This window comes from Pseudomonas sp. TE31087, from assembly GCF_057284075.1.
In genome coordinates this window covers 3,869,424-3,883,327 of sequence record NZ_JBXVNN010000001.1, presented here as the reverse complement: position 1 = coordinate 3,883,327, position 13,904 = coordinate 3,869,424, and the positions used below count along the sequence as shown (strand labels likewise).

At 65.2% G+C, this 13,904-nt stretch carries 8 protein-coding genes; 3 read left to right on the top strand and 5 right to left on the bottom strand.

Going from position 1 to position 13,904, the window contains the following annotated elements; genetic code table 11:
- Positions 1-68: 68 nt before the first annotated feature.
- From ACZ899_RS17460 to ACZ899_RS17450, 3 genes are all read left to right on the top strand, one after another.
- Positions 69-2,072 (top strand): BCCT family transporter, encoded by a 2,004-nt coding sequence (locus ACZ899_RS17460; protein ID WP_203648412.1) that lies wholly within the window; start codon positions 69-71, stop codon positions 2,070-2,072.
- A 135-nt stretch (positions 2,073-2,207) separates the two neighbouring features.
- Positions 2,208-3,902 carry a dermonecrotic toxin domain-containing protein gene (locus ACZ899_RS17455; protein WP_485627664.1) on the top strand — a complete coding sequence of 565 codons (1,695 nt, stop codon included), beginning with the start codon at positions 2,208-2,210 and terminating at the stop codon, positions 3,900-3,902.
- A complete protein-coding gene (locus ACZ899_RS17450) occupies positions 3,859-6,879 on the top strand; it encodes a hypothetical protein (RefSeq protein ID WP_485627663.1) in 3,021 nt (1,006 codons plus the stop codon). Before ACZ899_RS17455 ends, ACZ899_RS17450 begins: the two co-directional genes overlap by 44 nt.
- 40 nt (positions 6,880-6,919) lie before the next feature.
- Here ACZ899_RS17450 and ACZ899_RS17445 read toward each other — a convergent pair whose 3' ends face one another.
- The 5 genes from ACZ899_RS17445 to gpmI all read right to left on the bottom strand — a co-directional run bounded on the left by ACZ899_RS17445 (position 6,920) and on the right by gpmI (position 13,899).
- Positions 6,920-8,314 (bottom strand): trypsin-like serine peptidase, encoded by a 1,395-nt coding sequence (locus tag ACZ899_RS17445; RefSeq protein WP_234561604.1) that lies wholly within the window; start codon positions 8,312-8,314, stop codon positions 6,920-6,922.
- 212 nt (positions 8,315-8,526) lie between these two features.
- Positions 8,527-9,291, bottom strand: a complete 765-nt coding sequence (locus ACZ899_RS17440; RefSeq protein WP_203648408.1) for a divergent polysaccharide deacetylase family protein — start codon at positions 9,289-9,291, stop codon at positions 8,527-8,529.
- Positions 9,292-9,300: 9 nt separating this feature from the next.
- Positions 9,301-10,629, bottom strand: coding sequence for a S41 family peptidase (locus tag ACZ899_RS17435; protein WP_062572581.1), 1,329 nt, complete (start codon positions 10,627-10,629; stop codon positions 9,301-9,303).
- A gap of 249 nt (positions 10,630-10,878) precedes the next feature.
- Positions 10,879-12,177, bottom strand: a complete 1,299-nt coding sequence (locus ACZ899_RS17430; RefSeq protein ID WP_234561605.1) for a murein hydrolase activator EnvC family protein — start codon at positions 12,175-12,177, stop codon at positions 10,879-10,881.
- 186 nt (positions 12,178-12,363) lie between these two features.
- Positions 12,364-13,899 (bottom strand): 2,3-bisphosphoglycerate-independent phosphoglycerate mutase, encoded by a 1,536-nt coding sequence (gene gpmI, locus ACZ899_RS17425; RefSeq protein WP_234562244.1) that lies wholly within the window; start codon positions 13,897-13,899, stop codon positions 12,364-12,366.
- Positions 13,900-13,904: the final 5 nt, after the last annotated feature.

Genomic DNA, 13,904 nt, shown 5'->3' with positions numbered 1-13,904 from the left:
TATTGCACCAATTGCGCGGGAAATAACTGTATAGCCTCCACTGCCGCACTGCCCGGAGCATTCGTGCAATGAGTTCTGCCTCCCTGACAACCCCCCCCGCCGAGCGGGTACGGGTCAACCGCGTGGTGTTCTACACCTCGGCGCTGATGATCCTTGTTCTGACTGCCCTGCTGATCGCTGTCCCCGAAGCCGCCGGCCAGGCGCTGGGTGTCGCCCAGAAATGGCTGACCCGTACCTTCGGCTGGTACTACATGCTGGTGATCTGCGGTTACCTGCTGTTCGTCGTCTACCTGGCCTTCTCCGACTACGGCAAGCTCAAGCTTGGCGGCAAGGACGACACCCCCGACTTCAGCTACGGCGCCTGGGCCGGCATGCTGTTTTCCTCGGGCATCGGTATCTCGCTGCTGTACTTCGGCGCCTCCGAGCCGCTGGACCATTACTTCAACCCACCAGAAGGCACCCCTGCCAGCCTCGAGGCCGCACGCCAGGGCCTGCAGCTGACCTTCCTGCACTGGGGCCTGCACGGCTGGGCGATCTACGCCCTGGTCGGTCTTGCCGTGGGTTACTTCGCCTACCGTCACAACCAGCCGCTGGCACTGCGTTCGGCGTTGTACCCGCTGGTCGGTGAGCGTTGGGTCAAGGGCGGCGCGGGCCATGCCGTGGACATCTTCGGCATGTTCGTTACCCTGCTGGGCCTGGTGACCAACCTCGGCATCGGTTCGATGCAGGTGGCCTCGGGCCTGGAATACCTGTTCGGCATGGACCACAGCAAGACCAACCTGCTGGTGGTGATCCTGGTCATGGCGGGCGTTGCCACCGTGGCCGCGGTGTCGGGTGTGGAGAACGGCATCCGCCGCCTGTCCAACCTGAACATCCTGCTGTTCAGCGGCCTGCTGATCTTCGTGCTGCTGGCCGGCAACACCCTGCACCTGCTCAACGGTTTCGTGCAGAACGTCGGTGACTACCTCAACGGTGTCGTGCTGAAGACCTTCGATCTGTATGTCTATGAAGGCGACAACGACAAGTCCGAGCGCTGGCTGGGCCTGTGGACCGTGTTCTACTGGGCCTGGTGGATCTCCTGGGGCCCGTTCGTCGGCATGTTCATTGCCCGTATCTCCAAGGGCCGTACCGTGCGTCAGCTGGTCAGCGGCGTGCTGCTGATCCCGCTGGGCTTCACCCTGGCCTGGCTGTCGATCTTCGGTAACACCGCGCTGGACCTGGTGATCAACCAGGGCGCCGTCGAGCTGGGCAAGACCGCGCTCGAACAGCCGTCGATGTCGATCTACCAGCTGCTGGAATTCTTCCCGGCCGCCAAGATCGTCATCGGTGTGGCGGTGTTCGTCGGCTTCGTGCTGTTCCTGACCCCGGCCGACTCCGGCGCGGTGATGATGGCCAACCTGTCGTGCAAAGGCGGCAAGGTCGACGAAGACGCCCCGCACTGGATGGTGGTGTTCTGGTCGGTGGTCATCACCCTGGTCACCATCGGCCTGCTGTTCGCCGGTAACTTCGAAGCCATGCAGACCATGGTGGTACTGGCCGGCCTGCCGTTCTCGGTGGTCCTGGTGCTGTTCATGTTCGGCCTGATGAAAGCCATGAAGCAGGACGTCGCGGTCGAGAGCGAGCGCGCCGAACTGGCCGCCCGTGGCCGTCGCGGCTTCAGCGAGCGCCTCAGCCAACTGGACCTGCAGCCGACCCAGGCCGTGGTCCAGCGCTTCATGGACAAGCAGGTCAGCCCGGCGCTGAAAGAAGCCGCCGAGCAGCTGCGCACCCTGGGCTTCGAAGTCGAGACCCGTGTTGGCCAGTCGCGCAACATGATGGGCCTGCGGGTGATGATGGAAGAGGGCAACCCGTTCGTCTACGAAGCCAGCCTGGACGGTTACATGGCCGCGCCGAGCGAGGCGCCGGTCGAAGGCGAGCCGGAAGTGCGCCAGCGCTTCTACCGTGCCGAGGTGTACCTGCACGATGGCAGCCAGGAATACGACCTGATGGGCTTCACCCGCGAGCAGATCGTGCGTGACGTGCTCGATCAGTTCGAAAGCCACCGCCAGTTGCTGGGGCGTGTGTACAGCTGATCACGGCTGATGTGAACAAGGGGCCCGGCGCGCAAGTGTCGGGCCCCTTGTCGTATCCGGGGGGCAATATGTAGTGCCAGTGGTGTGCGGGTGCGGGGGCATGGTGGTGGCTCATCAATGAACGGGGCCTTTTCCATGACCAACACCTCAACACCGATCTTCGACTTCAAGAACGCCGTCGCCCGGCAATTCGCCAGTCGGCCGACCTTGCGCCAGGTGGTCAGCGAGCAGCTGCTGCACGTGCTGCTCAGGGAGCTGCCATGGCTGGCCTTCGTCGAGCCGGCGCTGGAGTCCGCCGATCCGCTGATCCTGGACAGCCCGGATCCAGACACCCACTACTGGACGACCGCCCCGCTGGTGGAGGTTGTGCTGCAGGCGATGCTCGATGGTACGCCGTTGGACCTGGAGGCCATCGGCGAACGCCATCACAATCTGGGCCTGGCGGGGTCTCACCGCTTCGCCGGCTCGCACGGTGCCTGGGATACACGTCGTCTGACGGGCATCACGCCTGTGCTCAACAGGCTGCTGGCGCGACTGATCGAGCACTTCAGCCAGGCTCAGGTGAGCTATTGGAACGGGCTGGGTACATCCGGCAAGCGCCGCGATAGCTGGTTGCAGTTGCTGTTGAAAATGGCGTTGCTGCGCAACCTGCCCCTGCAGGGTCTGGACGACCAGCAGCAGGCTTGTGTCCGTGGCCTGATTCGGGGAAGTGATGATCAGCCTGCGGTGTTCGTCGTCCAGGCCAGCCTGCGTGCGGACCAGCAGCAATTCAGACGGCTCCAGCCCGGCTTGCTGGTGACGGCCGAGTGGGACGAGCGAGCGGTTGTGCTCTGGCTTGAGCCGTCGGGCCAGGTCAGGGCCTTCGATTCGCTGGACGATTTCGCCCTGGCGCTGCGTGACGAACTTGCGCTGCGCTACCGGTTCACTGCCCTGACCTGGGATCGCCACGAACTCGAGGGCGATGTATTCGCGCAGTGGAGCGCCTTGCTGCTCGGGCACATGCTCGAGCGCATCGGGCAGCTGCGTCTGCAGGGGCTGACACTGGCGCAAATGGAGGCGCTGTTCGCCGAGTTGAGCGACCCCGCGCAGTGGTTGGTGGCGGGCTACTTCGTCGAAGAAACGGGTGCGCCCGCGATACCGCCAGGCATAGCCGCCACGTCGGCCAGCACCAGCTTCGCCTATCAGTCGGCGTTGCTGGATATGGCGCTGGACCAGATTGACGCAAAGGGCGTGGCGGCGCTGGATGGGATACTCGACCTGCAGGCTTATGCCCGCCAGCAACTGCGCAAACAGATGCTCGAGGACTATCCGGTGCAAGCCAACTATTTCTCCGATGAACTGATCCTGGCGCTTGAGGTCGCAAACGGAGTTGCGGGTGGCGCAGGCGCAGGAACGGCTGGTGGCGAACCGCTGGAGTCGGCGGGCGAGCTGACCCTGACCGAGTTCGCCATCGCCAATCTCAGCTCACTGGGTGATGCCTTCATCCAAAACATCAGGCATGCCAACGGTCAGCTGATCATGCCCTGGATGACTACCGACTACGTGAAGGCACTGGTGCGCAAGGTCGATATCGGTGGCCGTTATCCCAAGTACGTGGCCGACGCCCTGGATGACCCGGCGGCCCGCCCCGAGCGCACTCGCCGCTTTGCCCGGGAGTGGCGCCAGGCGCTGCGTTTCAGCGCCTTGCAGGCGAAACTCGATCACAAGCTCAGCGAAGCGGGCCTGCAGTGTGTCATCGATCTGTGCAAAAGACCTTGGCGACAAGAGCTTGAAGGCAAGCGGCCTGATGCCGCTCACCTTCAAACGGCAGCCGACTTCCAGCCGGCATGATCGGGTCCAGGGCATGTTCGTACTGTTTTCGACCGAGCCCCGTGTGGTGCTGCTCTACCGCCCGCTGTACGCGGATGAACCGCTACGGCAGTTCTCCAGCCTCGATGCGCTGATGGCGGCCATCCGCGAATCGGGCCCGCTGCAGGCGAGCATCCTGGCCTGGATGGATGAGCATGCTCGGCCGATCTACGACAAGGGTGGGTTCGCAGAGCCCCACGTCGTGCATCTTGGTATTGATCCTTTCCAACTACCCGAAAGGCCCGAGCCAGCCCGGTTGGACGGGGTGCTGTGGCTAGACGATGTGGATGAAAAATTGTACGCGGCAAATCGGGCGCTACTTTTGGACATGGCCGAGAAGCAGAGCACGTCCACTGCCGAAAGCCGTTGGGCGGTGCTCGGCAAAGGCGCCTGGCTGCTGTTCGATACCGCCACGGTGCTGATGAGTGGGCCGATCGCCACGGTTGCCTGGTTGATCCAGGCCCTTGATAGCCTGCGTGGCGATGGCCAGGCGCTGGCGCAAGGTGGCGCGTTCGAGCGCTCCACGGCCGCCGTCGACCTGGTCATCAACCTTGGCATGGCGCTGTTGCATGCGCGACTGCCGAAGGGCCGCCAGGCAGTGCCGCGGCGCTTGCTCCAGGCCACCGGCTTCGAAGGACCTCCCACCCAGGACGGTGGCTATGCGGCGGCCAGGGTCGAGCCGGCCCAAGGCAAGGTGGGTATGCCGGGGCCACTGCCGCGTGCCGCCACGGGTTTGCAGCTCGACCTGAGCTGGCGCGGCAACCAGGGGTTCAACTGGCTTGCCCCGGAGCAACGCAAGGCCTTGATGGCCATGCGTGCGAGTGTTCCGCTGGCGGGCTTGCAGCCCTCGCTAGCCGGGCTGTACACGGTCGACGGGCGGCACTATGTCTCGATGCTGGGGGAGGTCTTCGCCGTCAGTGTGGAAGGCGATGACATCCGGATTGTCGACGGCGCGCGGCAGCCGGGGCCGTGGCTGGTCTTCGAGCAAGGTGCCTGGCGCATCGATACCCGGCTGCGCCTCGGTGGTGGCATGCCCGGCGGGCGTCTCGAGCGGCAGTTCGCCAGGCTGCGAGTCGCCACCCACAAATTGACCGATCAGGCAAACCGGGAGCTGCAAACGTTCGGCCGCTTCAGCCAGGAAGTCGTCACGGTCCAGGAGCGTCTTCAGCATCTGGAAAGGTTGAGGATTCAGGAAAGGGGCAGGCGACTCGCAGCTGAGGAGCACGAGGATGACACGTTCGACAGGGCCGCCTCCGACCGGATCATGGCGTCTTATGATCAGCGCATCGCCGCGCTCGCTGGCGAACTGGACGCCAAGCGCCTGCAAGCCGTCGCCCAGGCCGAAGCGGTGGTCCGCCTGGATCGCGAGCACTGCGGTGTCCTGCAGAGCATGCTCGAGCCCAAGTACGGAACCTTCCGCAAGCCGGGCTTCGCACAGACCCTCGGCCTGCATCGGGCCACGCTGACGGCTGCGCTGCTGCGCAACAGCGATTTCATCCTGGGTGAGCTGCAGCACCTTGCGAACTTTCCGCGCATGACCGAGTTGGCGGCGCAGTTCGATGACGGTGTAGGCGCCCATGTGCGCGACGAGTACCGGCATTTTCGCGTGGAGCTGGCGAAGGTCGTCGACCTCCAGGAGCGCATGCTGGTCGCGCAAGGTGGCCTGGATGAGTTGCTGGCCGAGGTCCCCGACGACCTTGACTTCGGCATTGCCGGAACCCGGCGAACGGTCGCCCGGTTGATAGCCGAGCGTACCTTCACCGTTGTCGATCTTCGCTTCCATCACGCCCTGAACCTGGCAGACCTGGCATTGCACCTGGACTCGCAAAATGGCCGGCATCAACTGCTGAGGTACCGCGACGATCTGGCGGGCACCACACTCAGGAGCGCCGCCACGGCCCATGGCGAGTCGCTGATGTCCAACCTGGGCGTGGCCGATCGCATCAGCATTCTCCAGGAAGCGTGGGACGCCTATGCGGCGGCGATCATCAATGCGCTGCACCTGGAGCGCACGGGCGGCGACCTGGTGGAAGTCGACCGGCTTCAGCGCTACCGGACCCATATGCAACTGCTCAAGGATGATGCCGGCCGCCGTCTGGTGGATGCCCTTGCGGAGCAGGACGGCGCGCCAGGGTTGATCAAGCGAGTGCCTTATCCGCGCACCGAGGAGTTGCAGCGGGCCGTGCGCACCCGTGAAGGCCTGCTGGTCATCGGGACTGAAGTGCAGGGGCAGGCGGGGACACTGCTCGAGGTGCGTGACCCGATCAGCAAGGCGGTCCTGCAGGTCTTCGACTTCAAGGACGGTGACTGGGTGGAGCGCGAAGGTGATGGGGCAGAGGCCGGTGCCGAGGAAGAGGGCACGGAGCAAGCCAAGGCTCTGGTGCAGGGGCTGCTGAAGGATAGCGAAGACGTGCTGGCCATCGCCCGGGCCTATGTGAAGGATGACGTCAATGGACGCATGCTGGAGCGCATGCTCAAACGCCAGGCCGACCGCTTGCAAGGTACGGCCGCGCTCCTGGCCGGGCAGGGAGCGGCTGAAGCGCTGGTGGGCGCCTTGAATGCCGCGGTGAGCGACCTGCAGGCGCAGATGAAGCGGCTGCTGACCGAGCTGTACGACAAGACCTGCTATCCATCTGCGCACGGGCTGCGCTTTCTCCATGCCCAGGGATTGATCAAGGTGGACTACATCAGGCGTGATACCTCGGCCACTACCAGCCCGTTCGACGAGTTCAGGGTAACCCGCCTGGAAGCCCCAGGGGAAACCAGGGGGCGCAGCCTCTGGGCGGCGCATTTCCACCTGCCCTCCCAGGCAGCGCCGCTCGAGGCGTTCACCCATGGGCACCTGAAGGTCTGGAGCCAGCGTTTTCTGGGCAGACAGTACGAGGCCGTCAGCGGTGAGCGGGTGCACAGGGGGCGCCTGACTGCCAGCGATGTGGCAGGGATCATTCCCTTGGCTTGAGGGGGCGGCCCTGCCTGAGCGGCGCAGGCAGGGCCTGAAATCAATGGCCGTGCACCGGCAGCAGTTCGCTGTGGGTCGACGCCACTTGTCCGTCGATGTCGATGGCGCGGCTACAGAGCGTGGCCGGCAGGCGTGAGGCCGGGATAACCTGAGCGGGTGTCAGGGCGCGGCGGTAACCGAAGGCGTTGTCGCAGTCCATCCGGTCCGCGGCGCCGTACTTGACCAGGTAGTGGCTCAGGTAGGGCTGCCTGGTCTGCCAGTTGAGCATGACGTGGCCTTGCTCGTGGCGATCAAGGGTGTAGCGGATTTGCGGAAGACCTGCCGGAATCACCTCGACAGGCAGGCTAAGGGCGTTGGCCAGCAGGGCCGGGTAGGGACGCTGATCCGGCGATTGCACGCCGACCAGACACAGGTAGTAGCGGCCCGGCTCGCTGGCGATCGAGTTGTCGATGCGCCGTTCGCTGGCGGGGATCGTGCCGCTGTAGCCGGCCGCGTCCTCGCACTCGAGTGCATCGCGTACCTGCTTGTAGCGGTAGCGCGGGGTGTCGATGTCGAGGGCCAGGTCCCAGGTGGCGGCGGATGAGCCGTTGCCGAGCCGCCTGAGCAAGCGGGCCCGCCCTTTCTGAGTGATTTGGAAGGCGGGCAGCAGGATGCAGCGTTCGAGGCTCAGATCGGCGTGGCCTTGGTGAAAGCAACCGAGTACACGCTGGACCGGGATGGCGTAATTGTTTTGCGTCGCTCCGACGGGCACGCTGTTGACGACGCTGACCAAGTGTCCGCTGACCTGGTCGATCACCGCGCTGCCTGATGCGCCTTTGCCGCCGGAGGGGCAGTCATTGACCTTGAGCCTGCGCCATACCCAGGGAAACTCGGTCACGCTGGCCTGGTCCTGTTCTGTGCATTGGGCCGCGCGCAGTCCGAGGTCTGGCCTGCCGGCCTCGCCCACCATCACCACCGCGCTGCCTGATGCTGGACTGACGCCAAGCGCCAGCGGCTGGATGCCTGCGGCCATCACCTGAGCGAGGCTGGCGTCCAGTTCCAGCAGCGCCAGGTCGCTGCCTTGCATGCTGCTCCACAGCGTGCGCTTGAGGGCGAATGTCGGGCGAGCATCCGGGGTGTCGGCGAAGTAGTTGAAGGTGATGCTGCCCTGCGCCGGCTGATCGTGGATGATCCGGCCATTGCGAGTCTCCAGGCAGTGGCCGCTGGTCAGCAGGTAAGCGGGGCCTGTCGTGGTGGATGCGGGGCCGCGGCTGTCGATCAGCGTGGCGATGCATTGGCGGCCGCGCTCCATGTTAAGGCGGCCGATGCCGCTCCAATGGGCGTGCTCGCCCTGGGCGTTTTTCAGCAGTGTGGGTGTGTCGCTGGTGGCGGCGAGGGTTTCGGTCGCGGCCCAGAGCATCGTCAGGGCAAGCAGAGAGGTGGCTTTGGTCGACATCGGTTGAGCTCCTGTATGGATTACCGATGCGAGCGTGCCTGCGGGGAAGGGGCGCCAGGTGGTGCTTATGGATATGCGCGGTACGTTGGCTGTGGCGGCATAGGTATCACCAGCGTGGGAGCGGGCTTGGCCCGCGATGCCCTGCCAGCACCGGCCTAGCCGGTGATCGCGGGGCTAGCCCGCTCCCACGTTGGTCTGGATCGGGCGACGCCTCAGCGATTGCTGTAGCGACCCTGGTGACCATGGGCGGGCATGGCCTGATTGCCGCGTTCGGCGATCATCTGCGGTAGACCGATCAACTCGATGCCCTGGGCCTTGAGTCGGGGGATTTCACGGGCCAGTACCTCAAGCGTCTGCGGGTAGGGGTGGCCGATCAGTACCGCAGAGCCTTGTTTGCGGGCCTGGGCGATACCCAGCTGCAATTGTCCGCTGATCGCCTCCGTGGTGCGCACGTCATCGAGGAACACATCCCGTGAGACATGGGCCAAGCCCAATGCCTGGGCCTCTGCCGCCGCCACAGTGGCGGCGCTGGTGCGGCTGTCGACGAAGAACAGGTGGCGGCGTTGCAGCTCTTCCATCAGCCAGCGCATCGGTTCGCGCTGGGCGGTCATGCGGCTGCCCATGTGGTTGTTGATACCCGCGACGTAAGGCACCTTGGCCAAGGCAGCGTCCAGGCGTCGGGCCAGCTCCTCGATCGGCGTGCCGGGGTGCCAGGCGTAGGGACCGGTGGCCGGGTCCATGGGCATGTGCAGGATCACCGTGCGTCCGGCCTTGTGGGCCTGGCGGGCGAACTCGGTGGCGTGCGGGGTGTCGGGCATGATCGCCATGGTGACCGGCCCGGGCAGGGCGAGGGTGCGGCTGTCACGCTCGCTGCTCTGTCCCAGATCGTCGATGATGATGCTCATGTAGGCCTTGCCCGGCGCCGCCTGGGCGGTACCGAGCATGAGGCAGAACAGCGTGAACAGCAGGTAACGCATGGGAAGCGGTCAGTCGCCCTTGGTGATGTTCAGGCCCTTGAGCAGGCTGAGGGCCTGGCTGAGCTGGAAGTCGTTGTCCTGTGGGCGATCCTTGCGCTTGCTGCTGCCGCTTGGGCGGTCGGCACCGCCGTTGCCGTTGCCCAGGTGGCCCTGCAGGTCGGCTTCCTTGAAGTTGTCGTTGTCGGCCTCGGCGGTAAGCTTGGCCGGACGCACCTCGATGTCCGGGACGATGCCCTGGGCCTGGATCGAGCGGCCGTTGGGGGTGAAATACAGTGCGGTGGTGAGCTTCAGCGCACGGTCGTTGGCCAGCGGCAGCACGGTCTGTACCGAGCCCTTGCCGAAGCTGTCGGTGCCCATCAGCACGGCGCGCTTCTGGTCCTGCAGGGCGCCGGCGACGATTTCCGAGGCCGAGGCGCTGCCGCCGTTGATCAGCACCACCAGCGGCACGCCTTCGCTGGCGTCGGCCGGGTCGGCGGAGTAGCGCAGCTCGGAGTTGGCGATGCGGCCCTTGGTGTAGACGATCAGGCCCTTGGTGAGGAAATGGTCGGCCACTTCCACCGCCGACTGCAACACACCGCCGGGGTTGTTGCGCAGGTCCAGGACCACGCCGCGCAGCTTCTTGCCGTTGTCCTTGCGCAGCTTGGCCAGGGCCTTGCCCACCTCGTCGCCGGTCTTGACCTGGAACTGGGTGATGCGGATGTAGCCGTAGTCGTTCTCCAGCAGCTGACTCTTGACGCTCTTGACCTGGATCACCGCGCGGGCAAGCGTCACGTCGAACGGCGTGCCGCCGTCGCGCACCAGGGTCAGGGTGATCTTCTCGCCGATCTTGCCGCGCATCTTGTCCACGGCCTCGGTCATGGTCTGGCCACGGGTCGGCGCGCCGTTGATCTTGACGATCAGGTCGCCGGCCTCGATGCCGGCGCGGGAGGCCGGGGTGTCGTCGATGGGCGAGACCACCTTGACGAAGCCGTCTTCCATGCCCACTTCGATGCCCAGGCCGCCGAACTCGCCGCTGGTGCTTTCCTGCAGCTCCTGGAAATCCTCGGGGCCGAGGTAGGCAGAGTGTGGGTCAAGGTTGCTGAGCATGCCCTTGATGGCGTTCTCCAGCAGGGTCTTGTCGTCCACAGGCTCCACATAGGCGGCCTTGATGCGGTCCATGACCTCGGCAAAGGTGCGCAGCTCTTCAAGCGGCAGCGGCGCCTTGGCGGTCACCTCGGTGGCCGGCACCGCAGCCGGCTTGGCCGCTGGCTTGGCCGGCTCGGCAGCAACGGCCAGGGGCGCGCCGATGACCAGGGCGATGGTCAGGGCCAGCTGGGTGAGGCGAGGCGAGTGCAGCATGTCGAACGAACTCCTGATCCTGTTGGTGCTCCCGTCGGGAGCATCGGCGCCGCCGTTTCGTGGGCGGCGCCGTAAAAGTAGCATTATCCAGTGTCCTGTCTCGGAAATAAGCTGTTCACTTTTGGCGGCGTCTTGGGCGCCCGGCCGGCGTTGCCACTCCTCGCCATAGCCCTGCTATGACTCGTCGCGGCGCCTTGGCCGAACACCCAAGCCACTCGCCAAAAGAGAACGTATTTCCGAGACAGGACACTAGCCTCGGCACCATTGCGCAGGGTCGGTGGGCCGGCCCTGCTGGCGAATCGCGAAGTACAGGCCGGCGTTGTCCTGGCCACCGCTGTCGCCGACGGTGGAGATGGCATCGCCGGCCTTGACGATATCGCCGGCGCTCTTGAGCAGGCTCTGGTTGTGGCCGTACAGGCTCAGGTAGCCATTGCCATGGTCGAGAATGACCAGAAGTCCAGCGCCGCGCAACCAGTCGGCGAACACCACGCGCCCGCCGTGCACGGCGCGCACCTGGGTGCCGGCGCTGGCGCCGATCATCACCCCGTCCCACTTGGCCCGGGCATCGCCGCCGCGGGTATCGCCGAAACGCGCCAGCAATCGACCATTGACCGGCCATGGAAGTTTGCCCCGGGCCGCAGAAAAAGCGCCGCCGTAGCTGGCGCCATCGCTGGAAACCACCGGGCCGAGGGTGGTGCGGGCCTTTTTCGGCGCCTCCTCGGGCTCCTGGGCACGTGCCGCCGCGGCCAGGGCCTGCTCCTTGTGGCGTTTTTCTTCTTCCTGCCTGGCCAGCAGGGCGCGCTGGCGTGCTTCCTCGGCCTCGCGGGCCTGACGGGCCAGGGTTTCCTCGATGGTCTTGAGCACCTTGCCCAGGTCGGCCTGGTCCTGCTCGCGGCTCTGCAGCTTCTGGTCGCGCTCTTTCATGTCGCTGTTGAGCTTGGCCAGCACCTGCTGGCGCTTGTCGCGCTCGGCCACCAGCGCCTGACGGCGGCCGTCAAGGTCGGCGCGTTGGGTCAGCAGCTGTTCCTGCTGGCGGGCGATGTCCTGCTCGACGTTGGCCAACTGGCGCAGGGTCTCGTTGAAGGCGCGCAACTGGTCCATGCGCGCCTTGCTGAGGTAATCGTAATAGGTGAGGGTACGGGCGAACTTCTCGGGGTTCTGCTGGTTCAGCAGCAGCTTGAGGTATTCCTCGCGGCCATTGTTCTGGTAGGCCGAACGGGCCTGGATGGCAATCAGGCGTTGCTGTTCAACGCGGGCGCTCTGGAGTTTTTTTTTCTCGTGATCAAGGCGCTCCAGCTCGCCCTCGGTCTTTTTTAGTTCTTGCTGCAGTGCCTCCACCTGTTTCTCGAGGGTGCCGATATCGGTCTCGGTGGACTTGAGGTCTTTCTGCACGCCGGCTTTCTCCTCCTGGAGCTTGCCCAGCATCTTCTTCAGCTCGGCGATGTCCTGGCGGGTGGCGTCCAGCTGCTGCTGGGTCTGCGCGCGCTCGTCGGCGAAGGCCGGGGTGAGCAGGCATGACAGGGCTAGTAAGAGGAGGGCGCGGAGCATGGGGTTTGGCGTACCGGGGATGGAGACTGGCCTAGTATGCCCTTGCGGGCCTGCAAAAAAAACGCCCCGCGGCATGTGCGGCGGGGCGTTGGTCTGGAATTCATGCGTAAATGTCGTCGCAACACGCGTGGGAGCGGGCTTGCCCCGCGATCGCATTCGCGGGGCAAGCCCGCTCCCACGCAGTGATTACAGGTCGACCAGGATCGAGGTGCCGGTCATCTCGACCGGCTTTTCCAGCCCCAGCAGCTTGAGCATGGTCGGCGCCACATCGGCCAGCACGCCGCCTTCGCGGACCTTGACCTGGCGCTTGCCGACATAGATGAACGGCACCGGCTCGCTGGTATGGGCGGTGTGCGCCTGGCCGGTGCACTCGTCTTCCATCTGCTCGACGTTTCCGTGGTCAGCGGTGATCAGCGCTTCGCCGCCGACCTTGTCCAGGGCTTCGACGATACGGCCGACGCAGATGTCCAGGGCTTCGACGGCCTTGACCGCCGCTTCGAACACGCCAGTATGGCCGACCATGTCGCCGTTGGCATAGTTGACCACGATCACGTCATAACGCTGCTGCTCGATGGCCTCGACGATGCGGTCGGTGACCTCGGGAGCGTTCATTTCCGGCTGCAGGTCGTAGGTGGCGACCTTCGGCGACGGGATCAGGATGCGTTCTTCGCCTTCGAACGGCTCTTCGCGACCACCGGAGAAGAAGAAGGTGACATGGGCGTACTTCTCGGTCTCGGCGATACGCAGCTGGGTCTTGCCGTTCTTCGCCAGGTATTCGCCCAGGACATTGTCCAGACTGGACGGGGCAAACGCGGCAGGCGCCGGAATTTTCGCCGAATACTGGGTCAGGCCGATGTAAGCCGCCAGCTTGGGCAGGCGTGCGCGTGGGAATTCGTTGAAGTCCGGCTCGACGAATGCCCGGGACAGCTCGCGTGCACGGTCGGCGCGGAAGTTCATGAAGATGACCGCGTCGCCATCCTCGACCTTGACGGCTTCGCCAATGCGCGTGGCCTTGACGAACTCGTCGTTCTCCTCGCGGGCGTAGGCGGCTTGCAGGCCGGCGAGGGCGCTGTCGGCGGTGAATTCGGCGGTGCTGTCGACGATCAGGTTGTAGGCGGCTTGTACGCGATCCCAGCGGTTGTCGCGGTCCATGGCGTAGTAGCGGCCAATCAGGCTGGCGATGCGGCCCTTGCCCAGGCGGGCGAAGGTGGCGTCGAGCAGTTCGATGGACGACTGGGCGCTGCGCGGCGGGGTGTCGCGGCCGTCGAGGAAGGCGTGCAGGTAGATCTTCTCGGCGCCACGCTGCGCGGCCAACTCGGCCATGGCGATCAGGTGGTCCTGGTGGCTGTGCACGCCGCCGTCGGAGAGCAGGCCGAGGATGTGCACGGCCTTGCCGGCGCCGACGGCCTTGTCCACCGCGCCGCCGAGCACGGGGTTTTCAAAGAATTCGCCGTCACGGATGGCCTTGGTCACCCGGGTGAAGTCCTGGTACACCACGCGGCCGGCGCCGAGGTTCATGTGACCGACTTCGGAGTTGCCCATCTGCCCGTCGGGCAGCCCCACGTCCATGCCGGAACCGGAGATCAGGCCATGCGGCTGGGTGGCGCGCAGGCGGTCGTAGACCGGCGTGTTGGCAGCGAAGATGGCGTTGTATTCGGGGCTTTCGCTGTGACCGAAGCCATCCAGGATGATCAGGACCAGGGGTTTAGGCGTACTCGTCATCAATC

What these genes read in the sequence shown, in the direction of transcription:
- ACZ899_RS17460 (WP_203648412.1), top strand. Translation starts at nt 69, where the DNA reads ATGAGTTCTGCCTCCCTGACAACCCCCCCCGCCGAGCGGGTACGGGTC.
- ACZ899_RS17435 (WP_062572581.1), bottom strand. Translation starts at nt 10,629, where the DNA reads ATGCTGCACTCGCCTCGCCTCACCCAGCTGGCCCTGACCATCGCCCTG.
- ACZ899_RS17450 (WP_485627663.1), top strand. Translation starts at nt 3,859, where the DNA reads ATGCCGCTCACCTTCAAACGGCAGCCGACTTCCAGCCGGCATGATCGG.
- gpmI (WP_234562244.1), bottom strand. Translation starts at nt 13,899, where the DNA reads ATGACGAGTACGCCTAAACCCCTGGTCCTGATCATCCTGGATGGCTTC.
- ACZ899_RS17440 (WP_203648408.1), bottom strand. Translation starts at nt 9,291, where the DNA reads ATGCGTTACCTGCTGTTCACGCTGTTCTGCCTCATGCTCGGTACCGCC.
- ACZ899_RS17445 (WP_234561604.1), bottom strand. Translation starts at nt 8,314, where the DNA reads ATGTCGACCAAAGCCACCTCTCTGCTTGCCCTGACGATGCTCTGGGCC.
- ACZ899_RS17455 (WP_485627664.1), top strand. Translation starts at nt 2,208, where the DNA reads ATGACCAACACCTCAACACCGATCTTCGACTTCAAGAACGCCGTCGCC.
- ACZ899_RS17430 (WP_234561605.1), bottom strand. Translation starts at nt 12,177, where the DNA reads ATGCTCCGCGCCCTCCTCTTACTAGCCCTGTCATGCCTGCTCACCCCG.